This window comes from Klebsiella sp. RC2 (assembly GCF_014192815.1).
GTDB lineage: Bacteria > Pseudomonadota > Gammaproteobacteria > Enterobacterales > Enterobacteriaceae > Klebsiella > Klebsiella variicola.
The window spans coordinates 342,772-369,652 of the sequence record NZ_JACHYL010000006.1; the positions used below are offsets into that span (position 1 = coordinate 342,772).

At 58.0% G+C, this 26,881-nt stretch carries 20 protein-coding genes and 1 pseudogene; 13 read left to right on the forward strand and 8 right to left on the reverse strand.

The genetic code is table 11. The annotated features are described in order from the left end of the window. Positions 1-71: 71 nt before the first annotated feature. From FHW76_RS19825 to FHW76_RS19835, 3 genes are all read right to left on the reverse strand, one after another. Positions 72-290, reverse strand: coding sequence for a hypothetical protein (locus FHW76_RS19825; RefSeq protein WP_012969007.1), 219 nt, complete (start codon positions 288-290; stop codon positions 72-74). Continuing rightward, positions 283-7,875: a hemagglutinin repeat-containing protein gene (locus FHW76_RS19830; protein ID WP_409338965.1), complete on the reverse strand. Its 7,593-nt coding sequence runs from the start codon at positions 7,873-7,875 to the stop codon at positions 283-285. Before FHW76_RS19830 ends, FHW76_RS19825 begins: the two co-directional genes overlap by 8 nt. Positions 7,876-8,008: 133 nt before the next feature. Next, on the reverse strand, positions 8,009-9,691 hold the full coding sequence (locus FHW76_RS19835; RefSeq protein ID WP_110221240.1) for a ShlB/FhaC/HecB family hemolysin secretion/activation protein: 1,683 nt from the start codon (positions 9,689-9,691) through the stop codon (positions 8,009-8,011). A 540-nt stretch (positions 9,692-10,231) separates the two neighbouring features. Between FHW76_RS19835 and FHW76_RS19840 the strand changes: the two genes are divergently transcribed. The 5 genes from FHW76_RS19840 to FHW76_RS19860 all read left to right on the forward strand — a co-directional run bounded on the left by FHW76_RS19840 (position 10,232) and on the right by FHW76_RS19860 (position 14,923). Further along, complete coding sequence (locus FHW76_RS19840; RefSeq protein ID WP_008807580.1) at positions 10,232-12,382, forward strand: carbon starvation CstA family protein; 2,151 nt, start codon at positions 10,232-10,234, stop codon at positions 12,380-12,382. 110 nt (positions 12,383-12,492) lie between these two features. Continuing rightward, the gene (locus tag FHW76_RS19845; protein WP_002887451.1) at positions 12,493-12,696 is read left to right on the forward strand and encodes a YbdD/YjiX family protein; all 204 of its coding nucleotides are present in this window, start codon (positions 12,493-12,495) and stop codon (positions 12,694-12,696) included. An 11-nt stretch (positions 12,697-12,707) separates the two neighbouring features. After that, positions 12,708-13,664: a GTPase gene (yjiA, locus tag FHW76_RS19850; protein WP_008807581.1), complete on the forward strand. Its 957-nt coding sequence runs from the start codon at positions 12,708-12,710 to the stop codon at positions 13,662-13,664. 393 nt (positions 13,665-14,057) lie between these two features. After that, positions 14,058-14,603 (forward strand): YfaZ family outer membrane protein, encoded by a 546-nt coding sequence (locus FHW76_RS19855; RefSeq protein ID WP_008807582.1) that lies wholly within the window; start codon positions 14,058-14,060, stop codon positions 14,601-14,603. Further along, positions 14,603-14,923: a hypothetical protein gene (locus FHW76_RS19860; RefSeq protein WP_016160232.1), complete on the forward strand. Its 321-nt coding sequence runs from the start codon at positions 14,603-14,605 to the stop codon at positions 14,921-14,923. Before FHW76_RS19855 ends, FHW76_RS19860 begins: the two co-directional genes overlap by 1 nt. 49 nt (positions 14,924-14,972) lie before the next feature. Here FHW76_RS19860 and FHW76_RS19865 read toward each other — a convergent pair whose 3' ends face one another. Both FHW76_RS19865 and FHW76_RS19870 read right to left on the reverse strand, forming a co-directional pair. Then, positions 14,973-16,343 carry an NAD-dependent succinate-semialdehyde dehydrogenase gene (locus tag FHW76_RS19865; RefSeq protein WP_012542967.1) on the reverse strand — a complete coding sequence of 457 codons (1,371 nt, stop codon included), beginning with the start codon at positions 16,341-16,343 and terminating at the stop codon, positions 14,973-14,975. Positions 16,344-16,501: 158 nt separating this feature from the next. Continuing rightward, a complete protein-coding gene (locus FHW76_RS19870; RefSeq protein WP_022065035.1) occupies positions 16,502-17,416 on the reverse strand; it encodes an Rpn family recombination-promoting nuclease/putative transposase in 915 nt (304 codons plus the stop codon). A 217-nt stretch (positions 17,417-17,633) separates the two neighbouring features. On the opposite strand from FHW76_RS19870, the gene FHW76_RS19875 reads away from it, so the two are divergent. From FHW76_RS19875 to FHW76_RS19910, 8 genes and pseudogenes are all read left to right on the forward strand, one after another. Next, the gene (locus tag FHW76_RS19875; protein ID WP_049140015.1) at positions 17,634-18,449 is read left to right on the forward strand and encodes an AraC family transcriptional regulator; all 816 of its coding nucleotides are present in this window, start codon (positions 17,634-17,636) and stop codon (positions 18,447-18,449) included. A gap of 47 nt (positions 18,450-18,496) precedes the next feature. Then, entirely contained in the window at positions 18,497-19,159 is a 663-nt protein-coding gene (locus tag FHW76_RS19880; RefSeq protein WP_040972727.1) for a LysE family translocator, read from the forward strand. Continuing rightward, positions 19,152-20,444: a DUF445 domain-containing protein gene (locus tag FHW76_RS19885; RefSeq protein WP_008807587.1), complete on the forward strand. Its 1,293-nt coding sequence runs from the start codon at positions 19,152-19,154 to the stop codon at positions 20,442-20,444. Before FHW76_RS19880 ends, FHW76_RS19885 begins: the two co-directional genes overlap by 8 nt. A 53-nt stretch (positions 20,445-20,497) precedes the next feature. Continuing rightward, the gene (mdtM, locus tag FHW76_RS19890) at positions 20,498-21,745 is read left to right on the forward strand and encodes a multidrug efflux MFS transporter MdtM (protein ID WP_012969015.1); all 1,248 of its coding nucleotides are present in this window, start codon (positions 20,498-20,500) and stop codon (positions 21,743-21,745) included. 25 nt (positions 21,746-21,770) lie between these two features. Then, entirely contained in the window at positions 21,771-22,010 is a 240-nt protein-coding gene (locus tag FHW76_RS19895) for a DUF2164 domain-containing protein (RefSeq protein ID WP_008807589.1), read from the forward strand. A gap of 97 nt (positions 22,011-22,107) precedes the next feature. After that, positions 22,108-23,259 (forward strand): double-cubane-cluster-containing anaerobic reductase, encoded by a 1,152-nt coding sequence (locus FHW76_RS19900; protein ID WP_023322019.1) that lies wholly within the window; start codon positions 22,108-22,110, stop codon positions 23,257-23,259. 9 nt (positions 23,260-23,268) lie between these two features. Further along, positions 23,269-24,036, forward strand: a complete 768-nt coding sequence (yjiL, locus tag FHW76_RS19905) for a putative 2-hydroxyacyl-CoA dehydratase activator YjiL (protein ID WP_008807591.1) — start codon at positions 23,269-23,271, stop codon at positions 24,034-24,036. Then, a pseudogene (locus FHW76_RS19910) lies at positions 24,033-24,284 on the forward strand (DUF3343 domain-containing protein); the annotation flags it as partial. The gene yjiL and the pseudogene FHW76_RS19910, both read left to right, overlap by 4 nt. Before the next feature lie 134 nt (positions 24,285-24,418). Here the strand turns inward: FHW76_RS19910 and FHW76_RS19915 are convergent. The 3 genes from FHW76_RS19915 to FHW76_RS19925 are packed head-to-tail and all read right to left on the reverse strand — an operon-like array spanning position 24,419 to position 26,686. Next, complete coding sequence (locus tag FHW76_RS19915) at positions 24,419-25,522, reverse strand: M20 peptidase aminoacylase family protein (RefSeq protein ID WP_032732454.1); 1,104 nt, start codon at positions 25,520-25,522, stop codon at positions 24,419-24,421. Between the two features lie 20 nt (positions 25,523-25,542). Next, on the reverse strand, positions 25,543-26,010 hold the full coding sequence (locus FHW76_RS19920; protein WP_038422074.1) for a YjiG family protein: 468 nt from the start codon (positions 26,008-26,010) through the stop codon (positions 25,543-25,545). Further along, positions 26,003-26,686, reverse strand: a complete 684-nt coding sequence (locus FHW76_RS19925) for a nucleoside recognition domain-containing protein (RefSeq protein ID WP_008807594.1) — start codon at positions 26,684-26,686, stop codon at positions 26,003-26,005. The genes FHW76_RS19920 and FHW76_RS19925 overlap by 8 nt, the downstream gene beginning before the upstream one ends. Between the last annotated feature and the right edge of the window lie 195 nt (positions 26,687-26,881).

The following is a 26,881-nucleotide window of genomic DNA, read 5'->3' on the forward strand; positions in this document are numbered from 1 at the left end:
CCCCATTTTTATCACTCGTAGCATAATTGGAAAGACCAGAAACGGTTGCAGACTCAGCGCATTATTCTCCACTAAAATCCTTTAATCTTAAAAAGACGACATAAAACGATCCCTGCACCAATAATGCAGCCACCACCAAAACCTACTTTCAGATTATGCAGAGCTTCAGAGGAAGAAAAACTGAAGCTACCCTGTATGACATAATCAACAATAAGTAAGGACACATAAGCCAGTTCGGCCATGAGAATCCCCGCCACCACAGAGAAGATAAAAAAGAGAACATTAATCATTTTTTCTCTCCCCCATAGAATCCGCGCGCTTCTCTATACCTTTACCTGTTATTTCCGAGAAGAATGAACCACCAAAATCACCAAAAGCCCCAGGAACGCGGCTCGGAGTCATTTCCTTCGAAATACCAAAATCCCCCTTAATTTCAGTAAACTGCCTCAATTCAGCGTTAAACTTCGGATCCCAGCCTCCTTTCCACCAGTTTGCCCCGGCATTAACACCCCATGAGAGTCCTTTACCAATGCCATAGCCAATACCCGAACCGGCACCATTGATAAGCGCACCAGACAGTGGATCTTTGTCATCTATCCAGTTGCCCAGCGCACCACCTGCGGCATTCCAGCCTACCGTACCTGCCAGACCATTCCCCATACTGAGCACGTTTACCCAGCCAGCAATAGTCGCATTTGCCGGATCTATCGTGCCATCTGCCAGATAACTGATACCGGCATTTGCACTTGCTCCCAGTCCCCACATTGCCTGAGCACCACCTGGTAACAGGGCCACACTACCCGATGCCAGCGCAAGTCCTACCGCATTACGCTCATTTATCGCTTTCTGACATGCCGACCCGCCTGGGTTATCGGAACAACTCACCATATCGATGCCGTGCTGGCGCAACCATGCCGCCTGCGCATCTTCACTGCCGCTCAGTAAGTTATTCTCCACCGCGTTCTTCCCGGCCTGCGCCCCCGCCACCGCATCCGCGCTGCTGCCTCCGCTAAGCCCACCCATCAGTCCCGCCGCCAGCGTACTCAGCGCGCTTATCGTCGACTTCTGCTCATCCGACAGCTCTTCTGTCTTAACATCCGGATAATATTCCGCTGCTATCCAGCGCCCCAGCAGCTCGCCACTCACTGCGCCTGCCGCTCCCGCCAGCGCGCTGTTATTTCCCGATGCCGCCGCTATCGCTCCCCATACCGCGTGCGCCATCGCATTGGCTTCCACATTCACCTTGCCCGTCGCGCTGTCCGTCGTCTGGCTGTGAATGATTTCCGCCACATACGGACTCACTGCGCCACTCGCCGCCTGCGCCAGGTCGCCCCCCGCCAGACCCTGCATCGCCGCCGTTACCGCCTGCGCCACCTTCTGGTACTTTCCGCCCGTATCGTAGTCCGCCGTCGCCGTTCGGCTCACCTGCGCGTTGATTTGCTCCTCGCTCGGACTGCCATTCCCTCCCGCTACCAGCTTCGCCCGCGCCGCTGCCCGCGCCGCCGGGTCGCTCTGCGCCGCCTGCGCGTTCAGCTTGCCCTGCGTCACCAGCACATCACTCACCTGGCGCCCGATTTCACCTATCTTCTGCGCCGTCGCCAGCCGGTTCTGCTCTTTCTCCTTATCAAATATCGGGCTCAGCGTCTGGTTCGCATGCGCCGCATCCCGGCTTAACCCCGTCACGTCCTGCTGCTGATTCGCGCCGTCGCGGATAACGATACTGCCCTCGCTCACCGCCGCCCGCGTCAGCGAACTGTCGCTGCCGCTGCCGTTCGCCCCCATCAGCAGTCCACTGGCCGCATTCCCGAGGAACTGCCCCGCCACGCTACCGCTCGTGCTCACCCCCGCGCTCTGCTGCTCCACGCTGTACTCGGCATAGTTTTTAATATCCCGGAAACCCAGCGTCCCGGTATCCAGCCGGTTCAGCTCCGCCGCCGCCGTGCTCGCCAGCACGCTGCCGTTCAGCTGCGTATGCCCGCCCACCTTCACATCAAAACCGCCCTCGCCGGCAAAAATCCCCGTCTGCGCCTCCACCGACGCCCAGGTGCTGTGCATTTTGCTCTGGCTCAGGTTAAGAGAACCCGAACCACCGCCCATGCTGCCGCTCGCCCCCACGCTGCCGCTACGCTGCTTCGAATCGTAGTTATCGCTGTCCTGCTCGCTGCTCAGCGTCAGGTTACGCCCGACGTCCATTGTCACCTGATGGCCGCTCACCTGCGCCCCGGTCAGCGTCGTATCGCGACCGCTGACGATAGTCACCCGCTCACCGGCGCTGAGGGTCGTTTCGTTATGCGTCAGGCTGTTACCCTTCTCGTGGCCCTTCCCGGCGTTGGCGCTGGCGCTGACCGTCAGCCCGTTCGCGCCCTGGCCGAAGTTAATACCGACGCCAAACGAACTCCCATGGCTCTCGTTTTTACCGCTCAGGGTGCTGGCGTTCTCCGCAGAGAATAAATTCACATCGCGCGCGGCATTGAGCAACGCGCTGCCGCCGGCCTGCAGTTGGCTACCCTCAACGTTGATATCCGTCTCCGTGGCGATAACGCTGAGATTGTTGCCGGCCATCAGGCTGCTGCCGCGGCTGGTGTTCTGCGTTTGTCGCTGAGTGGATTTCGAGGACTGGCTACCCCAGGAAAGGTTGACCCCTATCATGCTCTCCGGACTGGAATCCGCAGTCTGCATCTGCGATGCCTGATACGCCTGTACGCCCGATAATGCCGACTGCAGCCCGCTCAGCGCGGCGAGACGGCAATTGCTCTCGGTGCTGGCCTGGTTGGCGCTGGAAACCGCGGTATTAATGGCGCTGCCCACCATCCCGGATAACGCCAGCGTCAGGCCGCTGGTTTTCTGCTCCACGGTATGGGTCTGGGTGCTCTGGTTTTCCGCTGCCAGAATATTCACGGTTTTACCGGTCAACGCCATATTGTTGCCGGCCACCAGGTCAGATCCCTGAACCGTCAATACATTACCGGCGCTCAGGCTCAGGTTGCCCTGTGAGCTTCCGACGGTACTGGCGGCGCTACTCAGCGCCGTCGTTACATCGGTGGCTTTCAGCGACGAACTGCCGACGCTGAAGCCGACACCGCCGGTGCCGGAAAAGCCGCTATGTTTCTCTTTACGTAGATGGTTTTCCTGGCGACGCTCCTCGGCGGTGGTGATGGTCAGGTTACGCCCCGCCGCAAGGTTAACGTCCTGGGTGCCGGCAACACTGCTGCCGGACACCAGCAGGTCGCGCCCGGCCTGCATCACAATACTGTCACCGCTAAAATTGCTGCCGATGGCGTTCTGCGCCCACACTTCATCGTGAGTGGTGAGCGAACGGCGAGCCAGCAGGCCGCTGCTGCTTTGATGACTGTTTTCCGTCAGGTGCCATGAGGACTCGCCGCTGCTGAGGTTAATATCATTGCCGGCGGCAACCGTCAGGCTGCTGGTCGCCGTCACGCTGGCGGCACGGGCATGAATATCGTGGCCTGCGGACAGCGCCACCGCGCCGCCGAGGGTGCTGGCGCTGTTGATATCACGCCCGGCTTGCGCGATCAGGCTATCGCCGCCCTGCAGCGTTCCGCCAATATTGTTGATATCAGTACGCGCGTTTAGCGTGAGCTGGTTGCCGCCGATATAGCCGCTGTTATGAATGTTTTCCGCGGTTAGCTGCGTCACGCCGCGGCTTTGGATGTGCCCGCTGTTGGTCACATCACGGCTCACGCTGAACGCCACGTTTTCACCGCCGAGCAACGCGCCGCTGCCATCGAGATCGCCCGCTTTAATCCGCGCGTAAACCTGCGGCACCAGCACCTGCTGCACGGAGCCATCCGTTAGCGTGACCTCTCTGGCGACCAGCCAGACCATATCGCTGGTCAGCAGCGCCATCTGCGCTGGCGTCAGCGCCACCCCGACCGTCAGGTTGTACTGTTTGGCGAAGGCGACGCCCGCGTCCATCAGCGCCCGGTACTGCTCTTCATCGTTACTGTAGCCCTGCAGGTAGCGCCCGCCGCTCAGCTTAACGATCTGCTCACGCACCAGCCGCTGTTCGTAATAGCCGTCGCCAAGCCGCTTCATCGCCTGATCAACGCCCAGCTGATTTTGCATGTAGTCGCTGGCGAGCCACGCTTTACCGTTGGTAAAACGCGGATCGGTTTCCACCAGATAGCCTGCTTTAGCCTGCGGGTCGATCTGATACAGACTGCTGACAGGAAGCCGGGTATCCGGCGTGACGACGCGAATAACCGTTCCGTCAGCGTTAACCGGCGTCACTTCCGCCAGTCGTCCGGCGGGTATTTCGCCTGTTTCATCGGCGCGATCGCGCGGATTAATCACACCGCTATGGCCATCAATTTGGGTATTGCCCTGCCACTTCATGGTTTGCAAATCGATGGTCTGAACCGTCGGCGTCGGTTCATATTCGCTGCTTTTTTTCCCCTGGCTGGTTTTGGTGCCGCCAAACGGGCGGCTGGTCTTTTTCTCATACCAACGGGTCTGGGTGCCGACGTCGGTGGTCACCCGTTTACCGGTCGTGGCGACGTTGTTTAGTTCGCCAATCACGCCACCGAGCGCTCCTCCGGCGATAATCTGGCTATCGTAGTTATTCAGCTTATCGCTGTTGATGATGAGCTGGCCGCCGGAGAGGATTTTGCCAGGATCGCTTTCCACCACCTGCGTTTCCACAACGGTACGCTGGTACTGGTATTCATAGAACTCATCGCCGCGGCTACCGTCCGGCATGATGGCGTCGTGAACGCCGTATTTGTTTTTATAGCTGGTATCGACCAGCGACCAGTCGAAGCGCTGTACCGATCCTTTCAGCGCCGCTTCATGGCGCCATGACTGCTCGACCATCACATCTTTCGTCACCAGATGGTCGTTGTAGTTATTGATTTGTTGGATATCGAGCGCCATATCACCGGCGGACTCAAGCGTTGCGCTGTGGTTATTAAACACTCCCGCCCGGCCGCTGAGCGAACCGTCTTCGGCAAGCTGGCCGCCAATGGCGAGCGTACCGTCGCTGTAGATTAGCGCGTGATCCTGGTTATTGAGCGTGCCGACGCCCATTGCCAGCGATGCCCGTGCGGCAATCGTCGCCGCCACGCCGTTCTCCGCGGCGTTAGTCAGCGTTGCCGCCTGCAGCGCGACGGCGTCGCCGTACAGGCGCCCGCTGCCGATATTGGTTAACGTCGTGGCGACAATATGGGTTAAACCACCGTCAATCAGCCCCCGATTGACCAACTCGCCGCTGACCGTCAAATGGTTCTCGCCAGCGCTGATTTCACCTTCCTGACGGTTATCCAGCTTTGCCGCATAGAGATTGAGCGCCCGGCCGGCGCTGATAACCCCCTGATTAATCAGCCCCAGCCCGGAAAGATTCCACTGCAGGTTGCCGTTGGCGATGATCCTCCCGGCGTTATGAAACGCCTGACGCAACGTGAGCGACATATCGCCCTGAGAGAGCACCTCGCCATCGCCGCTGAGGGAATCGGCATCGAGGCTAAGTTTGCTCGCGGCAAGTAACGTCCCGCCCGTATTAGCCAGCGCCAGGTTGACGCCTGCTATTTCCAGAGCGGCGGCGGAGACGATCTGCCCCTGCCGGTTATCCAGCCCCCGGTTGTGAATGGTGATGTTGAGATTACCGCCGGACTGCAGTTCTCCCTGCCGGTTATCAACGGTGGCGCTCTGAATACCCAGGGCATCAAAGGCGGTAATTGTTCCCTGCTGGTTATCCAGCAAACCGCTCGTCGTCAGGTTGACGCTGCCCCGCTGCGCCGTGCCTACCTGCCCGTGACGATTAGTAAGATTTTCAGCCTGGAGTTGGATATCGCCGCTGGCGATGATATTCCCCTGCGAGTTATCCACCCCATGGCGCGCAGTGAGCTGAATGTCGCCCTGCGCCGCGCTGATTTTTCCGCCATGGTTGTTCAGATTGTCGGCGTCAAGCTTGATATTGCCATTTGCGGCAAGAACGCCTTCGCGGTTATCCAGCCCTCCTTCAGTGCTCATGGCCAGGTCGCCCTGCGCCGCAATCAATTGCCCCTGCAGGTTCCGAAGGCTGGCCATTTGTAGAGAAAGGCTACCGCCAGCAACGATATTCCCTTGCGAATTTTCCAGCTCGTGACGGGTAATGAGCTGAGCATTGCCCTGCGTCGTGCTGATTTTACCGCTGCGATTATTAATGTTATCGGAGTACAAAACGATATTGCCGTTAGCGGCAATAGTGCCTTCGCCGTTGTCCAGCGCGCCTTCGCTGGTAATAGATATGCTGCCGCTGCCGGTATGCAGCAGCGTTCCGTTTTGATTGAACAACTGGCTGGTTCTGAGCGTCAAAGCATGGCTGTTGCTGGCAATCTCACCGCCGCGGTTATCCAACCCCGCGCGAAAATCAAGGCGTAGATCGACCTCGCCCGTCTGCTGGATTACGCCCTGTTGGTTATCCAGCGCCATTGCTTTCAGCTCAAGCTGGCTGGCCGTCAACAGGCCACTGTGGTTGTTGAGTTTGCCGCTGGCGGCCAACTGGAGTTTTTCGCTGGCCACCACCACCGCATCTCGGGTGGTGATATCCCCGGTCGCGGCGCTGACCACGATCCGCGCCCCCGAGGTTCGACTGTTATCAAGATCCACCGTCCTGCCCTGCGCCGTCAGCGTTCCTGCCGCCATATTGCGGCCATTCAGCGCCAGCGCGCTCTGGCTATTCAGCGTCAGCGCGCCGCTGCTCGCGGTAGAACCATCGCTATTTAATCCGGCGGCGAGCGTACTGTTTTGCGCGCTACGCAAAGCGTTGGCGGCAATCCGCGTATCGCCTTGTGCGGCAATCATGCCGTCATTGGTTAGCGTCGCGCTGGCCGTCACCACGCTATCTTTTCCGGCGTACAGCTGGCCCTGGTTGTGAAGATCGCCCTTAACGGACAGTTGCAGATTCTGCGCGGACTGAATCACGCCGCGGTTGCTGAGCGCGCCATCAGCGCTGATTGCTACGTCCCCCGCCGCCGCGCCGATATTGCCGGCATTGTGAACGCCTACGCCGCGCTCGGTACCGACAAGACGAATTTTATGAGCGTACATCCCGCCCAGCGCGCTGACGTCTATCGCCACCGCAGGCAGCGCACTGCCGTCGGCTGATTTTGCCGTCGTCCGGCTGTGCGCCGCATCGATCTGATTACGCCCTGCGGTGACCTTTAGCTCCTGCGCCCAAACCCCGGCGTTGATTTTCACCGCGCGGGCGAGCAGGTCGGTACTGTCTACCGAGCTCGCATCAAGGCCGCCGCCCTGTACGAGAATTTCGCCGCGATTAACATCATAACCGCTAATCTGCCCGTTACCGTACTGTACCTGGCCTGTCGTCAGCGTTGCGCGGTTGGCATTGATGAACCCGCAGCCGTCGCAGCTAATTCCGGCAGGGTTAGCGATAACCACCTGCGCTTTTTGTCCGGCAACCTCGATATAGCCATTCAGCCGGCTCGGATCGCGGGTATTCACCTCGTTGAGGATCACTCTGGCTTCCCCTTTCGCCAGATTCGGGTTCCCGGCGACCATCCCGGCCAGTTGGGTTGAAGTGTTAGCACGGCTGTTATTCAGCACCACGCCGCGCCCATCGACGTCAAACTGGCTGTAAACGTTGCGTGAAACGCCTGCGCCGCTCGGTGTCTGAATATTGACCTGCGGCGTGCCATTAGCGCTATTGGCGATCTGCGGTTGCTGGCCGCCTGGCGCATGGTTATCGGCGACAATCGCCGCCTGAGCCGGGGTAAGACAGGAAAAAGCGAGCAGAAAGCTAAAGGCCAGCGGCGCCAGGGTGGAGGTCAGCATCGACCCGGTTCGCGCGTCGGCGCCGGATTGCGGCGACACGCCCGCCCGATGAGAGCGGGTCGTTTCCGCCACCACCATCAGCATCCCGCGAGCCTTATTAAATACGATTCGATAAAAGCGTTTATTCATTGCCGTTACTCGTCATCCATTGTCCACCGCGGCGCGGAAAATCATCCCTGTGCGCAGCACGCGCCGCCAAACGGCGCATGAGTGAAAATCAGTAGCTCCAGCTAACGCTGAAACCAAAAGTTGCCGGATCGGTTTTAAAGCCATCGGGTTTGGCTAAAGGGATACCGGCGAACAGGTCGTAGCTGGCGCGGTGGTAATGGCCGCGCAGCCCTGCCACGCCCCCGGCGAGGTGTTTGCCCACCAGCGTTTCACTGCCCGCGCCGCCGACTTCGCCGTAATCCGCCCCCAGATAAAACTCTTGCCCCGGTAACGGGGTCGACCAGGCGATATCGTTACGTATGTACCAGCCGTGACTGGCGGTCAGGGTGCGCTCGCCGTCAAAGCCGCGAACCGTCCAACGGTTGCCGATGGAAAACATATCCGGCGAAGTCAGCGGCGTGCTGCTCATCTGCCGCTGATAGCGACTGGTAAAGCGAAAATTTTGCCCGCCCAGGGCAAAAGGCAAATTGAGCTGAGCATTGAATTGCAGGATTTTGCTGAGGGCGGTTGCTTCCCCCCATTGCTCTTCCGGCGCGGGCTGAGCGCCAAACCAACGGGTACCGCGCTGATAGCTCACTCCGGCATCGAGAGTGGCGTTGCCCAGGTAATGGCGATGCTGCAGACCAAGCTTCCAGGCCGCCGTCTGCCGCCGCTGAACGGCAATCTCGGTGTCGTTAATGAAGTTGCGCTGCTCGCGGGCTAACACATCGGCGCTAAGAGTGGTCTTCTGACTACCGCTCCGGTGCAGTACGCGGCTCATCTGGAAATCAACGTTCTTGCTTTTACCGCTGTACTGGTAATCGCCGTTGGCCCCCGCCACGGTTTGCACGTAATCATACTGGCTGGCGGTTAATCCGAGCTGCCAGTAGCCCAGCGGGATCGAATAGTGGCCGGTCAGGTTCTTTGAGGATTTACCGCCATTGCCATCGAGGTTATGTGAGCCGGAAAGGTAAAAAAGATCGCTTAAGGCTAACGGGTTATCCAGGGACAACGTCAGGTTACCCTGATAGCGGCCGGTGGCATTAGAGCCGGAATCATCGAGCGAGGCGTCAACGCGCCAGAAGCGTTCCTGTTGGCGGTTAATGACAATATCGCTTTGCCCCGGCGTATCGCCCGGAATAATTTCCATGCTGGCCTGTACCGTCGGCAGGCGCTGCAAGTTTTCCAGCCCCTGTTCAATATCGCACAGGTCCAGTAGTTTCCCGTCAGTCGCCGGAAACGCGCTCGCCAGCCACAGATAATCATCGCTGTCCTCCGTAAGCCTGGCTTCACGGATATAACCCGGCATCACCACCAGGCGCAAAACACCGCTTTTTAAGTCCTGCTGCGGGGCAAGGATCCGGCTGGTGATATAACCGCGATCGATTAATATATTCTGCAACTGGGCCATCAGTAGATTAATGCCCTTCCCTCCCAGACAACGCCCAATTGCTTTATTTGTCTGGCGCTGGAGCGGAAGCCAATGCGGTAAGGCTTCAGCGCCCTGCAAAATAACCTGAGAAATAGCAAAGCAAGGTTGTTCCACGGGAAATAAACCATCATCGGTATTTATTTCTTCCGCTGATAAATGAATATCCGGTGACGGCGGCGCGAGCTGGTTTTCCAGCGCCTGCTGGCGCTGCTGCTGGTTGATGAACTGCTGCTCACGTACGGTATCCACAGGCGCAGCCCATGCCCAGGCAGGCAATATACAGATAATTAAAACTTTATGAACGAAATTCCATTTATTCATTATAGTTAAGTCACAACGTTCCATGTCGAGTAATAAAAAGCGAAGCGTGGCATTTAATACAACCAAACCCATATCAATATCAACACATATTATTCAAGCCACTTCAAAAATTATTGCTTAAAATTATAAACGCGATCATTACTCCATTCTAATGATATGGATGAATCACCGCTAAGTTCTGCCAAAGACAATATGAAATCATCATGAAATAAGAATATGAGATTATGAATTAATATCGATTCACACTGAGAGCATTAGCGCGACCTCTTTTTAGATTCTGCCGCTCCCCCATCGCACTGGGCTGAAATATGCCGTGATCTCAATCACATAATTATCTCTTGTTCACTTGATGGCCAACCGCTTATTTCAGCTAGCGACCGCTTAACCTTCCATACAACCACTCACCGATTTACCCAACTTTACGCGCGCGCTGTTCTGGCAAGATCGGAGGCAGCCTAGCTAATCAATACCTCCATCAACCCTTACTTAAAACCAGACGGCTTCGGCCAATTATTCATCTAATTAACGCCAGGTTTTACTATGGATACCAAAAAACTATTCAAGCACATACCCTGGGTGATTCTCGGAATCATCGGGGCATTTTGCCTCTCAGTCGTCGCGTTGCGCCGCGGTGAGCACGTCAGTGCCCTGTGGATCGTCGTCGCCTCGGTTTCTGTGTACCTCGTCGCCTACCGTTATTACAGCCTGTACATCGCGCAGAAGGTGATGAAGCTTGACCCAACGCGCTCGACGCCGGCGGTCATTAATAACGATGGCCTGAACTATGTGCCGACCAACCGCTACGTGCTGTTTGGCCACCACTTTGCCGCCATTGCCGGCGCCGGCCCGCTGGTTGGCCCGGTGCTGGCCGCGCAGATGGGCTATCTGCCGGGCACCCTGTGGCTGCTGGCCGGCGTGGTGCTGGCGGGCGCGGTACAGGACTTCATGGTGCTGTTTATCTCCTCACGGCGTAACGGCGCCTCGCTGGGTGAGATGATCAAGCAGGAAATGGGGCCGGTTCCGGGCTCTATCGCGCTGTTCGGCTGCTTCCTGATTATGATCATCATCCTCGCGGTGCTGGCGCTCATCGTGGTGAAAGCGCTGGCGGAAAGCCCGTGGGGCGTCTTTACCGTCTGCTCGACGGTGCCTATTGCCCTGTTTATGGGGATCTACATGCGCTTCCTGCGCCCTGGCCGCGTGGGTGAAGTGTCGGTTATCGGTATCGTGCTGCTGGTGGCGTCCATCTGGTTTGGTGGCATCATTGCCCACGACCCATACTGGGGCCCGGCGCTGACCTTTAAAGACACCACCATCACCTTTACCCTGATTGGCTACGCGTTTATCTCCGCGCTGCTGCCGGTATGGCTGATTCTGGCGCCGCGTGACTATCTGGCCACCTTCCTGAAAATCGGCGTGATCGTCGGCCTGGCGCTGGGGATCGTTATCCTCAACCCGGACCTGAAAATGCCGGCGGTGACCCAGTACATTGATGGTACCGGCCCGCTGTGGAAAGGCGCGCTGTTCCCGTTCCTGTTTATCACCATCGCCTGCGGCGCGGTCTCCGGCTTCCACGCGCTGATCGCCTCCGGCACCACGCCGAAGCTGCTGGCCAACGAAACCGATGCCCGCTTTATCGGCTACGGTGCGATGCTGATGGAGTCGTTCGTGGCCATCATGGCGCTGGTCGCCGCCTCGATTATCGAACCGGGTCTCTACTTCGCGATGAACACCCCGCCAGCGGGCCTTGGCATCGTCATGCCGAACCTGCATGAAATGGGCGGTGAAAACGCGGCGATGATCGCCGCGCAGCTGAAAGAAGTGACCGTCCATGCGGCGGCGACCGTCAGCTCCTGGGGCTTCGTGATCTCCCCTGAGCAGATCCTGCAGACGGCGAAAGATATCGGCGAACCTTCGGTACTGAACCGCGCCGGCGGCGCGCCGACGCTGGCCGTCGGTATCGCCCATGTGTTCCATAAAATCATCCCGATGGCGGATATGGGCTTCTGGTACCACTTTGGTATCCTGTTTGAAGCGCTGTTTATCCTCACCGCGCTGGATGCCGGTACCCGCGCAGGCCGCTTTATGCTGCAGGATCTGTTGGGTAACTTCGTGCCGTTCCTGAAAAAAACCGACTCGCTGGTCGCCGGGATTATCGGTACCGCGGGCTGCGTCGGGCTGTGGGGCTACCTGCTGTATCAGGGCGTGGTCGACCCGCTGGGCGGTGTGAAGAGCCTGTGGCCGCTGTTCGGTATCTCTAACCAGATGCTGGCCGCCGTGGCGCTGGTGCTTGGCACCGTGGTGCTGGTCAAAATGCAGCGCACCAAATATATCTGGGTCACCGTTATCCCGGCAGCGTGGCTGCTGCTGTGCACCACCTGGGCGCTGGGTCTGAAGCTGTTCAGCAGCAATCCGCAGATGGAAGGCTTCTTCTTTATGGCTCAGCAGTATAAAGAGAAGATTGCCGCCGGCGGCGAGCTGACCGCGCAGCAGATTGCCAACATGAATCATATCGTGGTCAACAACTACACCAACGCCGGGCTGAGTATCCTGTTCCTGGTGGTGGTGTACAGCATCATCTTCTACGGCATCAAAACCTGGCTCAACGTGCGCAACAATAAGGTGCGTACCGACAAAGAGACCCCGTACGTGCCGGTACCGGAAGGCGGCGTGAAGACCTCGTCACATCATTAACCCTGATGCCGGATAGTGCTACGCGTATCCGGCCTACAGAAAAGTGCATCAATGTAGGCCGGATAAGGCGCTAGCCGCCATCCGGCTTTATTCGTTATCTGGAACTTACAATGTTTGGTAACTTAGGTCAGGCAAAAAAATATCTCGGTCAGGCGGCAAAAATGCTGATTGGCATTCCGGATTACGACAACTACGTCACGCATATGCAAACCAACCATCCGGATCAGCCCTACATGACTTATGAAGAATTCTTCCGCGAACGCCAGCAGGCCCGCTACGGCGGAGACGGCAAAGGCGGCGTACGCTGCTGTTAATGGAGGCAATAATGGCACCGATTGCAGTCACCCTACTCACCGGTTTTCTCGGCGCAGGAAAAACCACCCTCCTGCGCCATATCCTGAATGAGCAGCACGGTTTCAAAATCGCCGTGATTGAAAATGAATTTGGCGAAGTCTCCGTTGACGATCAGCTGATCGGCGACCGCGCCACGCAGATCAAAACCCTGACCAACGGCTGTATCTGCTGTACGCGCTCCAACGAACTGGAAGACGCCCTGCTCGATCTCCTCGACAGTCGCGATCGCGGCGAAATCGAGTTTGACCGGCTGGTGATTGAGTGCACCGGCATGGCCGACCCGGGGCCGATTATCCAGACCTTTTTCTCCCATGAGGTGCTCTGCGAGCGCTATCTGCTGGACGGCGTGATCGCCCTGGTGGATGCCGTCCATGCCGACCAGCAGATGGATCAGTTCACCATCGCCCAGTCGCAGGTCGGCTATGCGGACCGCATTTTGCTAACCAAAACCGACGTTGCCGGCGACACCGAGAAGCTGCGCGAACGGCTGGCGCGCATCAATGCGCGGGCGCCGGTATATACCGTCATTCACGGCGATATCGATCTAAGCCAGCTGTTTAACACCAGCGGCTTTATGCTGGAAGAAAAGGTTGTCAGCGCCACACCGCGTTTTCATTTTGTTGCAGAAAAGCAGAACGACGTCTCGTCGATTGTGGTCGAGCTCGACTATCCGGTGGATATCAGTGAAGTTTCACGGGTAATGGAGAATCTGTTGCTCTCCTTCGCCGAGCAACTGATGCGCTATAAAGGCATGCTGTGGATCGACGGCGAGCCAAATCGCCTGCTGTTCCAGGGCGTGCAGCGCCTCTACAGCGCCGACTGGGATCGCCCGTGGGGCGATGAAACGCCGCACAGCACGCTGGTATTTATCGGCATTCAGCTGCCGGAAGAGGAAATTCGCGCCGCATTTGCCGGGTTACGACGCTAACCTGCCCGCCTGCGCCCCAAGGCGCAGGCACCATCCTCTCTCTGACACCTCGCCAAAAACAGGGACCAAACGTCGGCAGCGCGTCGAAAAATGTAAAGCAACGTTTTAATAAGTAACAGCAGAAACACTTTTGGAAATAATAAGAAACTAAATGAATAGGATCCTTAATAATTAATGCCCGCCCTGTTCAGTTTCTGTTTAGCCCACCCATTAAACCGCGGCTAAACAGACCAAATTTGATGATTGACCTCGCCGTAACCCAACGTCATTACAACATTTTCAAAACACCGCCCTGACAAACCCAGCATAAAAAATTGACGTAAGTCACATTTGCAGAGGTAAACATCGATTGTTAAGGTGCGCTCAGACAAATTTAATGACGAGGAGCAAACCATGAAAAAGCTTAACATCCTGATTGTTGCTGCCCTGACCGCGGTCTCTGGTTCCGCCATGGCGATGGGATTTACCGTTGAACAAGGTAAAAACTTCACCAATCTGAATATGGAAATGGGTAAATCCTCTTCTGGCCTGTACGCCGAAAGCCACTGGCTGAAGAATACCGATGATGGTAGCCAGACCGGCGGCGTTGGCGCGGGTTACAATCTGGAAGTAGGTCCGGTTATGCTCAACGCTGGCGCGAAAGCTATCTACCTCGGGCCGAAAAAAGGCGATAACGGCGTCGCGTTTCCGGTCGGCGGCGGGGTGAACGTGGCCCTGACCGACAGCATCCACGTGTTTGGCGAAGGGTATGTCGCGCCGGACGGCCTGAACAACAGCGTAAAAAACTATGTCGAAGCGAACGGCGGCGTAAGCTGGTCCCCGATTGGTCCAGTGACGTTGAAAGTGGGTTACCGTCACGTGAGCGTTGACGGCAAAGAGGGTCGCCCAAACCACACCCTGATTGATGGCGCCTACGTGGGCGGCGGAGTCACCTTCTGATGAAACCACGTCTCGCCGCGCTCTCTGCGCTGAGCCTGGCGTTGCTGCTGACCGGCTGCACTCAGTATACCTGGGTGAAGCCGGGTTTAAGCGATGCCGAAATGCATAAAAAGCTCACCGAATGTGAAGCGCAGGCCCTGGTCGATCTCCCTCCGGATAACGTGGTGACCGGGTCCAGTTCAGAAAAAACGGACAAAAAACATAAGAAACAGGATGTTGAAACAAGCTATACGGTAGAAGACGCGAATGAATATCAGCGGGAGACCTTAGTCGACAGCTGTATGTTCAAAAGCGGCTGGGATAAAGTCGAAGTGCAATGAATCTATTATAAAAAAACCTGCCGAATGGCAGGTTTTTTTATGGCCGGGCTTAGTGGCGCACCACCACCAGCTTCTGGTTCACAAACTCTTTGATGCCGAGATCGGAGAGCTCCCGTCCGTAACCGGAACGCTTCACGCCGCCAAACGGCAGCTCCGGCGCGGTATCGGTAAGCCAGTTGATATAAACCATCCCGGTTTCAATGGCGGAGGCCATCCGTTTGGCGCGTTCGATATCCTGACTGAAGACCGCGCCGCCCAGACCATAGTGGGAATCATTGGCCAGCTGGATTGCCTCCTCGTCATTTTTCACCACGTAGATCTGCGCCACCGGGCCAAAGAACTCTTCGAAGTACGCCGGGTTGTCACGGGTGATACCGGTCAAAATGGTGGGTTCAAAGAAATTGCCTTCTCGTGCCACCGCTTTGCCGCCCAGATGCAGCGTAGCGCCATTTTTCACCGCCTCGTCCACCTGTTTGCTTAGGGTGTCCAGCGCATCTTTGGAAGAGAGCGGCCCCAGCGTGGTGCTTTCATCCAGCGGATCGCCGATTTTCACCTGGCGAAACGCCTCACTAAATTTCGCCAGAAACGACTCAGCGATATTTTCGTGCAGGATAAAACGCTTGGCAGCGGTACACACCTGGCCGGCGTTATTCAGCCGCGCCTGGACGCCGATTTTCACCGCGCGTTCCAGGTCGGCATCGTCCAGTACCACAAATACATCGTTACCGCCCAGTTCCAGCGTCGATTTCTTAATATGCTTCGCCGCCTGCGCCGCCACCACGCTGCCGGCTTTCTCCGACCCGGTGAGCGCCGCGCCCTGCACGCGATCGTCGGCGATAATCTTCGCCACCTGATCCTGGGAAATAAACAGGTTGGTCCACGCCCCCTCCGGTGCGCCGGCCTCACGCACCAGATGGGCAAAGGTCTCCGCGCAGTGCGGCACAATGCTGGCGTGTTTGGCGATAACCGGGTTGCCGGCCGCCAGGTTTGGCGCCAGGACGCGCATCAGCTGGTAATAGGGGAAGTTCCACGGCTCCACCGCCATTAAGACGCCGATGGGATGATGCTCAACCCAGGCGTCGCCGAGTTCGGAGGGATATTTCACCGGCGCCAGCAACGATTTGGCGTTATCGGCATAATAGCGGGCGATCTGCGCGCAAAGTTTCACTTCGCCGCGGCTCTGCTTAATGAGTTTCCCCATCTCCTGGCTGGCGATTTTTGCCAGTTCCTCCGCCCGGCTGTCGATCAGATCAGCCAGCTTATGCAGTACCGCCAGCCGCGGTTCAATATCGCCTTTTGCCCAGGCTGAATGGTAGAGCGCATCCGCCTGCTGCAGCGCCGCCTCCACGTCCGCGTCGCTGTGCGCCGGGTACGTTTTAATAAGCTGATTGTTCGCAGGATTCACCGTCTGATAGGCCATATCGCATGTCTCCTTGTTATCGCTATTAAGGCAGTCAAAAATGCCGTTAAGGATATTAAGGGTAGTCGAGATGGCTGGCGATGCGGGTAAAGTTAGGTATATCCGGAATATTCCATAAAGAGGCTAACCGGGGCTACCTTCAGGCCGCCCCGGCGTTATCAATGCGCCAGCGTGGCGATCTCGTCGGCGGCCAGGCCAGTGATTTTCACCACCGTCTCGCGGGCAATACCGTCGTCCAGCATCCTCTGTGCAATGCGCAGCGCCTCGGCATGCTGTCCTTCTTGCCGGCCTTCCCGTTTGCCTTTTCTGCGGCCCACTTCCTGTAATCTTTCGGCGATGGTCATTAAGCTCTCCCTGTGCTGAGGAACCCGTTGCGCCACTTCGTGGATAAACCGGCCAAAGCGGCGCGCGTTGCCAGTTTGCAGCAGATAATTAAACAGCGTTTTTAGCTGTCTGTCATTAGCGTCACCGCTAAGTAAAATCGTCGTCAGCTGCTCAACAATCCCCATTAAATCGCGCTGGCGAATATGCTTCTGTATCAGCTCAAGTAGCGCCACGCGCCGATGGCTAACGATTTCATCGTCGGGGATCACCGTGATATCCACCAGCGGAAAGGGCGAGATATAAAGCTCCCTCGCCAGTTGCGGATCGGTAAAGCAGTCCAGCCAGTTGAGCGACCACGGGTATGGCGTGGTCGCCCCGTGGTAGAACAGCATCGGCACCACCAGCGGCAGTCTGGTATGACCACTATCAAGATGGCGCTGCATCGCGGCGATGGCATAGCGCATCAGGCGAAAAGCCATCTGCGCGTCCGGCGAGCTCTGATGTTCGATAACCACATAAATGTAGCCCTCGCCAGACGCGGTTTTGAGTGACCACAGCACATCGGAGTACCAGGCCCGCAGGCTCTCCTCGATAAAGCTTGCCGATTCCAGCTGTAAGGTATCGAGGTCGCAGCGCTGACGCAGCGCAGGCGGTAAATGGATCGCCAGGAAATCACGCGCGGTGTCGGCCTGAGTGAGAAACTGTTTAAACACCGCATCATGCGGCGTCGAGGTGGTACCCTTTGCCATCGGCTCATCCCTGCCTGCTTATCCTGCAGGGACTCTACGCGCTCGGAATGTTTCTGACACCCGGGCAATACAACCTTTACGCACCGCCACGAAAATAGATTTCCCCGGACTGCAAGCGCGACATCCTTTTTCGAGGCGGTACGCAAATCCAGGCGGGCGACAGCCTCCGCGCAGCATGCTATAAACGACCTCTCCCTCCTCAGCAAAGGTCGATGCGGTGAACCATACCCGAGATATCCCCCAAACCTTCTGGCGAGACGATCGTCTACCGTGGCTGGAGCTGCGCAGCACCTGGCGCAGCCGCCAGGCCTACAAACGCCACAGCCACCCGCAGCTCTCGGTGGGGGCGATTATCGAGGGGGAAACGCGCTGCCTGTGCAATGGTGAGGAATATCTCCTGCAGCCCGGGGATCTGATCGTGATCCCCCCGCACGCGCCGCATAGCTGTAATCCGCTGCATGACAGGCCGCGCAGCTATCATATGCTGTACCTGGAGGCGGCATGGTGCCACGCGCAGCGCCCGGATATTCCCCCTGGCGCCAGTATCGCCTCGCCGCAGCCACTGTTGCGCGACAGCCCTCTCTTTGCCTGTTTCCAGCAGGTTGTCGCCCTGATGAGCCGCGGGAGCCTTGAACAACTGCCCGCCCGGCTGGCGCAACTCCTGCACGCGCTGCCGCTGTGCGCCGCCGCGCCGCAGGCGCCACATCACGCCAGCGCCCTGCTGTTTCAGCGCCTGGCGACAGATCTGCCAGCGCCGCCGTCGCTGGATAAGCTGGCCCACGACAGCGCGCTTCGTAAAGAGACCGTTATCCGCGCCGTGAAACAGGATACCGGCCTGACACCCGCCAGTTTGATCAACATGGCGCGCATCGAATATGCGAAAACGCGCTTACGCGCCGGGGACCCTATTGCCGATGTCGGCTATCAGGCTGGCTTTGCCGATCAGAGCCATTTCCATAAAACCTTTGTCAGCTATACCGCCGCCACGCCGCGGCAATATGCGCATCGCAGATCAATATCCGACAATAAGTAATACGGCACTTCGCTTAGGGTGGCCTCAGTACCATTATCGAGGCCACTATGCATACCTTATCGACGCTCTTTCCCGCCGTCTTCCCGGCGCTAGCCCTGTCTCACTTTGTCGCTCTGCTCAGCCCGGGCCCTGATTTTTTTCTGTTAGTCGGCTACGCCGTGCGCTACCGGATCCGCGGCAGCATCGGGCTATGTCTCGGCATCGCCGCCGGCAATGCGCTATATATTGTTCTCGCCATCGTCGGCTGGGGGCTTCTGCGTCAGGCGCCGCTGCTGTTTTTGCTCATTGAGCTGTTGGGGGCGGGCTATTTACTGTGGGTTGGCAGCCTGCTGATACGCAGCCGTCCCGCGACGCTGGCGGTGGAGAGCATTCGCGCATCGCGTCCGGGGTTCGGCAGGCAGCTGCTGCTCGGGCTGGGGTCATCGCTGCTCAACCCCAAAAACGCTCTGTTTTATCTGGCGCTGATGACTTCCCTGCTCGGGCCGGCGGTCACCCTGTTGCAGCAAACGGTGAGCGGGTTGTGGATGGTCAGCGTGGTGTTCTTCTGGGATTTACTGCTGGTGAGTGCGATTGCGCTGCCGCAGGTACAGCGCCGCCTGGGCGCCATCGTCTGGCGAGTCGAGCGGGCGGCAGGGGCGGTCCTGATGATCTTCGGTCTGTGGATTATCTGGCGATTTTTGCACGACCTCGCCGTCAGGTTATATGCTTAAGTTTATGGAAAAACTCGCTGAACTCAAACGCGCCAAACTGCTGGCGCTGTCGCTGCTGCTGATCGCCGCCGCGCTATTTATCACCACCCTGCTGCTGCCGCCGACGCCGTGGGTCAGCGCGCTAAAGGCCATTTCCGAAGCGGCGATGGTCGGGGCGCTGGCCGACTGGTTTGCGGTGGTCGCGTTGTTTCGTCGTATTCCGCTGCCCTTTGTCGCCCGACATACGGCGATTATCCCGCGTAACAAAGACCGCATCGCCGATAATCTTGGCCGCTTTGTCGAGGAGAAGTTCCTCGATACCCCGTCGCTGGTCGCGTTGATCCGCCGCTATGAGCCAGCCCTGATGCTCGGCAACTGGTTCAGCCAGCCGGAGAATGCCCGGCGGGTCGGCCAGCATCTGCTGCAGGTGATGAGCGGTTTTCTTGAACTGACCGACGACGCACGCATTCAGCGCCTGCTGCGCCGCGCGGTACATAAGGCGATCGATAAAGTCGACCTGACGCAGACCAGCGCCATGATGCTGGAGGGAATGACCCGCGACAATCGCCACCAGAAGCTGCTGGATTCGCTGATAAGCCAGCTTATCGCCCTGCTGCAGCGGGACAACTCCCGCGCCTTTATCGCCCGCGGCATCGTGCGCTGGCTGGAGACCGAGCACCCGCTGAAGGCCAAACTGTTACCCACCGAGTGGCTCGGCGAGCACAGCGCCGAGATGGTCACCGATGCGGTGAATACCCTGCTGGACGAGGTGAGCCATGACCGTACCCACCAGATCCGCCAGGCCTTCGACCACGCGGTGCAGAAGCTTATCGACAACCTGAAATCCGACCCGCTCATGGCGCAGAAGGCCGAGAACATCAAAGCATATCTGAAAAATGATGAGACCTTTAACCGCTATCTCGGTGAAGTGTGGGGCGACCTGCGCAGCTGGGTAAAAAACGATATCAGCAGCGATGACTCACGTATTAAGCAGCGCATCGCCGAGGCTGGCCAGTGGTTCGGTGAAACCTTACTCCGCGACGACGCCCTGCGCGAATCGCTTAACGAACACCTGGAACAGGCGGCGCACCGGGTGGCGCCGGAGTTCGCCGCCTTCCTCACCCGCCATATCAGCGACACGGTGAAGAGCTGGGACGCCCGCGATATGTCGCGGCAGATCGAGCTCAATATCGGTAAAGATCTGCAGTTTATCCGCATCAACGGCACCCTGGTGGGGGGGACCATCGGCCTGATGTTGTGGCTGTTCTCGCAGATCCCCTCGCTGCTGCATCTGCATATTGGTTAGCAATGATACTATCCGAACAATAGCGCTGATAAATATTCCACAGGGAGGGAGAAATGATGCACCGGATTTCCCACTGGCTGACCCGCCACGCCGCCGCGCTGTTCTTCCCGGCGGCGCTCATTCTGTATGATTTTTCAGCCTATCTTACTACCGACCTGATCCAGCCGGGGATCCTCCACGTGGTGCGGGATTTCAATGCCGATGTGGCGCTGGCTCCTGCCTCGGTGAGCCTGTATATGGCCGGCGGCATGGCGCTGCAATGGCTGTTGGGGCCGCTCTCTGACCGGATCGGACGGCGTCCGGTACTGCTCACCGGCGCGCTGATTTTCACCCTCGCGTGCCTGGCGACGTTGTTCACCACCTCCATGACCCAGTTCCTGATTGCCCGCTTCGTGCAGGGCACCAGCATCTGCTTTATCGCCACCGTCGGCTACGTCACCGTGCAGGAGGCCTTTGAGGAAAAAAGATCGATCAGGCTGATGGCGGTGATCACCTCCGTCGTGCTGGTGGCGCCGATCGTCGGCCCGCTCTCCGGCGCGGCGCTGATGCATTTCATCCACTGGAAAGCGCTGTTCGGCATCATCGCCGCCATGGGGCTGGTGGCCTGGCTCGGCCTGCTGTTGACCATGCCGGAGACGGTGCGCCGCGGCGATGTGCCATTCAGCCTGCCCGGCGTGCTGCGCGATTTCCGCGCCGTCTTTCGTAACCGCATCTTTTTACTCGGCGCCGCCACGCTGTCTCTGAGCTATATTCCGCTGATGAGCTGGGTGGCGGTATCGCCAGTGATTTTAATGGACGCCGGCGGGCTGACCACCAGCGAGTTCGCCTGGAGCCAGGTACCAGTCTTTAGCGCCGTCATCATCGCTAATCTGTCGGTGGCGCGCTGGGTAAAAGATCCCACCCGCCCGCGCTTTGTGCTCAGCGCGGTCCCGATACAAATGCTCGGCCTGGCCATCCTGATCGTTGGGAATCTGATATGGCCGCACGTCTGGCTGTGGTCAGTGCTCGGCACCTGCTTCTACGCCTTCGGCATCGGGCTGATTTTCCCGACGCTGTTTCGCTTTACCCTCTTTTCCAACGACCTGCCGAAAGGCACGGTCTCCGCCTCGCTGAATATCGTGATCCTCAGCGTCAGCGCGTTATCGATTGAAGGCGCGCGCTGGCTGTGGTTCCATGGCGGCAGACTCCCCTTCCACCTGTTGGCGGTGGCCGCCGGGATCGTCGCCGCCTGCTGCCTGGCCGGACTGTTACGCCATCAGCGCCAGTGTGGGCAAGCGGTGATCGAAGCCCGGCAGTCGTGAGCCCTTTTACGGAGAAAGCTCCATCATGAACGACATTGAACTCAGCCCGGCACAGCGCGACCTGCTGCGCGATAAGCTCAGCAAGTACTGCGAAGAGACCTTCAACCTCGAGCTGGAGCAGTTTGACGCCGAGTTTTTTGTCGACTTTATCGCCAAAGAGCTGGGGCCGCTGTTTTACAACGCCGGTATCGAAGAGGCTATCCGCACCCATCTGGCGTGGAGCGAGCGGATCCAGGAAGAGATGGATTTGAAGAAGGTCTATTAACGCCGCGCGCAGACGCAGGAGATCAATAAAAGCTCACAAACAACAGGGCTATAATGGCGACTCTTTCAGCATCTCCCGTGTACGGGGAAGGAAAATCATGTCGCTTATCACCGATCTACCCGCCATTTTTGACCAGTTCTCAGAAGCTCGCCAGAAGGGCTTTCTCACCGTCATGGATCTTAAAGAGCAGAACGTGCCGCTGGTGGGCACCTACTGCACCTTTATGCCTCAGGAGATCGCCATGGCGGCGGGCGCCATTGTCGTTTCACTGTGCTCCACCTCCGATGAAACCATCGAGGAAGCGGAAAAAGATCTGCCGCGCAACCTCTGCCCGCTTATCAAAAGCAGCTATGGCTTCGGCAAAACCGATAAATGCCCGTACTTCTATTTCTCTGACCTGGTGGTTGGGGAAACCACCTGCGACGGTAAAAAGAAGATGTACGAGTACATGGCCGAGTTCAAGGCGGTCCACGTCATGCAGTTGCCGAACAGCGCCAGCGACGCCGCTTCCCGCACGCTGTGGAAAACGGAGATCCTGCGCCTGCAGCAGGTGATTGAGACCCGGTTTGGCACGCCGATTAGCGAGGCGGCGCTACGCGAAGCCATCGTGTTGAAAAATCGCGAGCGCCGGGCGCTGGCCCACTTTTATCGTCTCGGGCAACTCAATCCGCCGGCGCTCAGCGGCGGCGACATCCTGAAAGTGGTGTATGGCGCCACCTTCCGTTTCGACAAAACCGCCCTGATTGATGAACTGCATGCCATGGCGGACCGCATCCATCAGGAGTGGCGGCAGGGTAAACGGCTGGAACCTCGTCCGCGGATCCTGATCACCGGCTGCCCGATCGGCGGCGCGGCGGAAAAAGTGGTCCGCGCCATCGAGGAAAACGGCGGCTGGGTGGTCGGCTATGAAAACTGCACCGGCGCGAAAGCCACCGAGCGCTGCGTGGCGGAAGAGGGCGACGTCTACGACGCCTTAACCGATAAATATCTCGCCATCGGCTGCTCCTGTATCTCCCCCAACGACCAGCGTCTGCAGCTGCTGAGCCAGATGGTGGAGGAGTATCAGGCCGACGGGGTGATCGACGTCATTCTGCAGGCCTGCCATACCTATGCCGTGGAATCGCTGGCGATTAAACGCCATCTGCGCCAGCAGCACGACCTTCCTTATATGGCGATAGAAACAGACTATTCGACGGCGGACCTCGGCCAGCTCAGCACCCGCGTCGCCGCCTTTATCGAAATGCTGTAAGGAGCTGGCGTGAACTATACGGTTGGCATTGATTCCGGCTCCACCGCCACAAAAGGCATCCTGCTGGCGGACGGCGTCATTGTACGCCGCTTCCTCTGCCCCACTCCCTTTCGCCCCGCCGACGCCATCCATAAGGCCTGGGAAACGCTACGCGCTGGCCTCACGGAGACGCCTTTTTTAACCCTCACCGGCTATGGTCGCCAGCTGGTGGATTTTGCCGATAAGCAGGTGACGGAGATCTCTTGTCACGGCCTCGGCGCTCGCCTGCTGGCGCCGGACACCCGCACGGTGATTGACATCGGCGGCCAGGACAGCAAAGTTATCCAGCTGGACACTGAGGGCAATCTCAGCGACTTCCTGATGAATGATAAATGCGCCGCCGGTACCGGACGTTTCCTGGAGGTCATTTCACGGACGCTTGGCGCCAGCGTCGAACAACTCGACAGCATCACCGCAGGCGTCGAGCCGCATGCGATTACCAGCATGTGCACGGTGTTTGCCGAATCGGAGGTCATTAGTCTGCGGTCGGCGGGGGTCGCGCCAGAGGCGATTCTGGCCGGGGTGATTAACGCCATGGCCCGGCGCAGCGCGAACTTTATTGGCCGCTTATCGGCGCAGGGGCCACTGCTGTTTACCGGCGGCGTCAGCCACTGCGCCACCTTTGCCCGGATGCTGGAAAGCCATGTCGGCATGGCGGTGACAACCCATCCCGACGCCCAGTTTGCCGGGGCGATCGGCGCGGCGCTGATCGGCCAGCGCCAGCGGAGGCGCGGATGACAACCTTCCTGTTTTTATTTCATTCCACGGTGGGGGTGGTGCGGATGCGCAAAGCCCTGCAGGCGGCGGGAATGACCTTCGAGGTGAAGGATATTCCGCGCCAGCTGCGCAGCGGCTGCGGATTGTGCATTTACCTGAGCTGCATGCCAGGCGATGAGCAACGATGGGTTATACCCGGCGAAACGGCAGCCCTGTTTCGCGTCGCCGGAACTGACTATCACCGGTTGGCGACCTATGCGCACCGCGGTAGTCCGGATGAGGCGTTAGCCGACATCCGGGACGCTTCCCCGGTAGCGCTTACGCTTACCGGGGCTACCGACAAAATGCCCAACCGTAGCCCGGGTAAGGCGTAAGCCGCTACCCGGGGGCTGACAGCTTAGCCTCAGCCCAACAGCTGGCGAACGCAGGATTTGAATACCCGCACGCCATCCGCCAGCGCGGTGCGATCGAAATGCATTTCCGGATGATGCAGGCCCGGCAGCAGGTTGCAGCCCAGTCCCCAGAAGCCACCTTTCACCGCCGGGCGCAGACGCAAATAGTGGAAAAAATCTTCGCTGCCCGGCGTACTCTTCGCGGCCGTTAAGCCCGCCTCGCCAAAGGTTTCGCATATTGCCTGGCTTATGATAGCCGTGGCTTCAGCGTCGATAATCGCCGCCGGCATTTCTTTGACTACCCGGATGTCGACGCTGGCGCCATATGCTGCTGCGCTACTCTCGATAGCCCTGACCACGCGTTCTTTGAGTGTCGCCATGCCGTCATTTTCCTCGCAGCGCAGATCCCAACAGACGTGCGCTTTCGCCGGCACCGAATTGGTGACGCCCGCATCGCAAAGAAAGCGCGTCGCTTTCGCGCTCCAGGTGAGCGACGGCGCCAGATGGATACCGTTCACCGCCTGTACTGCATGCGAGGCGGCATCCAGCGCGTTAATGCCCAGATGCGGACGAGCGGCGTGAGCGGCTTTGCCGTGAAAATCCACCATCACCGTCGCCGAAGCGGAATAGTACATTGCCGGTACCGCCTGGCCCATCGGACACTCTTCCAGCGGCCGGAGATGGAAGCCGAACAGCATCTCTACGTCATCCAGTACCCCGGCCTCCGTTAAAGCGATCGCGCCCGTCCCCAGCTCTTCAGCAGGCTGAAAAAGCACTTTTAACTTTCCACGCTTTACCAGCCCCTCGGCGAGGATCTCTTCGGCGGCGGTTAATACCACCGAAGAGTGGCCATCATGACCGCAGGTATGACGGGCCTCTAAGCGGCCATCGATAATATGGCCCAGCGCATCCATATCTGCCCGTAGCGCCACCACTGGCCCCGGTTCCCCGCTATCGATTTCGGCGACAATCCCGGTCGTCCCGCCAACGTTGCGGTGAACCCGGAACCCTGCCGCCGCCAGGGCGTCGCCGATGTAAGCCGAGGTTTTGTACTCCTCAAAGCCCAGCTCAGGTATTTGGTGCAGATAATTGAAATGCTCTAACGTTCGCGACACAACTGACTCCTTGCCTTTCATTATGCCATCACGCGCATGACCAGCATGGCGATGACGGCGTTGATAATGCTCACCGCCATCAGCAGCGGCCAGTATTTTTTCGGTACATCCGCCACCCCAAGCAGCCGCCCCATATACTGTAGTTGCGAACCCATCAGGAAGATGGCCGGGATCAGGATGGTGACGTCCGCCACGTTGAGGGTGCCTTTACTCAACAGGCTCACCGCCACTCCCGTCCCCGCCGAGGCGGAAAGCCAGGAGGTGAGCAGCACGGTAATCGCTTCGCCCGGTAAGCCAAACAGGCCCATCAGCGGCGCGCAGACCTGGCCTATCAACTGCATCACCCCGAGCAAATTAAGCATTTCGGCGATCACATATGCCATTAATACATTCGGCATCAGGTTGTTGATGGCGATATTAAATCCTTTACGTGCACCGATAACAAAAATATCAAACGGATTACTGGCCACTTTTTCCGAATTACTCATTATCAAAATCCCCTTTATAGGCCGTATTCAAAACCAGACGGGTGATTGCCGCGCCAACGAATTTCAGCACAAACATTAACAGCAGCGGAATAATAATAGGGATGGTTAACGACGCGAAAAGCGCTGAGCCAATGGAGAAATAGTTATTGATCAGACCGGCGCCGGAATATTGCCATGCCCCCATAATCACCACATCTTTCCGACTAATTTTTTTGCTGTCATACAGCTCTTTGGTCAACGCGGCCCCGGCATCGGTGCTTTGGAGGTCGGTAATTAACGCCAGACCGGTATAACCCGGGATCCCCAGTAACGGGCGTAACAACGGCGTCAGCAGCTTATGCGCTGCACGTATCGCGCCATAATGGGTAAAGATTTCCAGCAACCCCAGCGCCAGCATCACCGTAGGGACCAGCGACAGCGCAAACAAGAAACCGGCCTTGGCGCTGATGCCGCCGCTGCCGATAAAAGTGTTAGTTTCCGGGGTCTTCATCGTACCAAATGCGCCGCCGAGGGTGGTAAAGTCGAAAGCCCCCAGCCAGGCCATCCCTTCCACTTTAAACAGCAGCCCGGAGAAGACTAATAACACCACCACCAGCGAGATCCATGCCCCAGGTCCTACCCGCCACTCATTTGTCGCGTCGTCGGAGGAACGTTCCAACGTTTTATTTTCACTCATACCCTGTCCTCACATTATGAAATATCTTATTGGTCTTTTGCCATTTGGACGCTTTTCAATGTATTGGTTTTGGCATTGATTATTTTGACGTAAAACACCCATCAATAAATAAGGTGCCTCTCTTTTCCCGAAAAGCCGGCAACTGGCATATACCTCACTTATTTATCTTTTTACTGGCATATCGATATCTTATTA

Excerpts from the sequence above, each read along its gene's own strand:
- FHW76_RS19825 (WP_012969007.1), bottom strand. The coding sequence starts at position 290 with ATGATTAATGTTCTCTTTTTTATCTTCTCTGTGGTGGCGGGGATTCTC.
- FHW76_RS19830 (WP_409338965.1), bottom strand. The coding sequence starts at position 7,875 with ATGCTGATGGTGGTGGCGGAAACGACCCGCTCTCATCGGGCGGGCGTG.
- FHW76_RS19835 (WP_110221240.1), bottom strand. The coding sequence starts at position 9,691 with ATGAATAAATGGAATTTCGTTCATAAAGTTTTAATTATCTGTATATTG.
- FHW76_RS19840 (WP_008807580.1), top strand. The coding sequence starts at position 10,232 with ATGGATACCAAAAAACTATTCAAGCACATACCCTGGGTGATTCTCGGA.
- FHW76_RS19845 (WP_002887451.1), top strand. The coding sequence starts at position 12,493 with ATGTTTGGTAACTTAGGTCAGGCAAAAAAATATCTCGGTCAGGCGGCA.
- yjiA (WP_008807581.1), top strand. The coding sequence starts at position 12,708 with ATGGCACCGATTGCAGTCACCCTACTCACCGGTTTTCTCGGCGCAGGA.
- FHW76_RS19855 (WP_008807582.1), top strand. The coding sequence starts at position 14,058 with ATGAAAAAGCTTAACATCCTGATTGTTGCTGCCCTGACCGCGGTCTCT.
- FHW76_RS19860 (WP_016160232.1), top strand. The coding sequence starts at position 14,603 with ATGAAACCACGTCTCGCCGCGCTCTCTGCGCTGAGCCTGGCGTTGCTG.
- FHW76_RS19865 (WP_012542967.1), bottom strand. The coding sequence starts at position 16,343 with ATGGCCTATCAGACGGTGAATCCTGCGAACAATCAGCTTATTAAAACG.
- FHW76_RS19870 (WP_022065035.1), bottom strand. The coding sequence starts at position 17,416 with ATGGCAAAGGGTACCACCTCGACGCCGCATGATGCGGTGTTTAAACAG.
- FHW76_RS19880 (WP_040972727.1), top strand. The coding sequence starts at position 18,497 with ATGCATACCTTATCGACGCTCTTTCCCGCCGTCTTCCCGGCGCTAGCC.
- FHW76_RS19885 (WP_008807587.1), top strand. The coding sequence starts at position 19,152 with ATGCTTAAGTTTATGGAAAAACTCGCTGAACTCAAACGCGCCAAACTG.
- mdtM (WP_012969015.1), top strand. The coding sequence starts at position 20,498 with ATGATGCACCGGATTTCCCACTGGCTGACCCGCCACGCCGCCGCGCTG.
- FHW76_RS19895 (WP_008807589.1), top strand. The coding sequence starts at position 21,771 with ATGAACGACATTGAACTCAGCCCGGCACAGCGCGACCTGCTGCGCGAT.
- FHW76_RS19900 (WP_023322019.1), top strand. The coding sequence starts at position 22,108 with ATGTCGCTTATCACCGATCTACCCGCCATTTTTGACCAGTTCTCAGAA.
- FHW76_RS19920 (WP_038422074.1), bottom strand. The coding sequence starts at position 26,010 with ATGAGTAATTCGGAAAAAGTGGCCAGTAATCCGTTTGATATTTTTGTT.
- FHW76_RS19925 (WP_008807594.1), bottom strand. The coding sequence starts at position 26,686 with ATGAGTGAAAATAAAACGTTGGAACGTTCCTCCGACGACGCGACAAAT.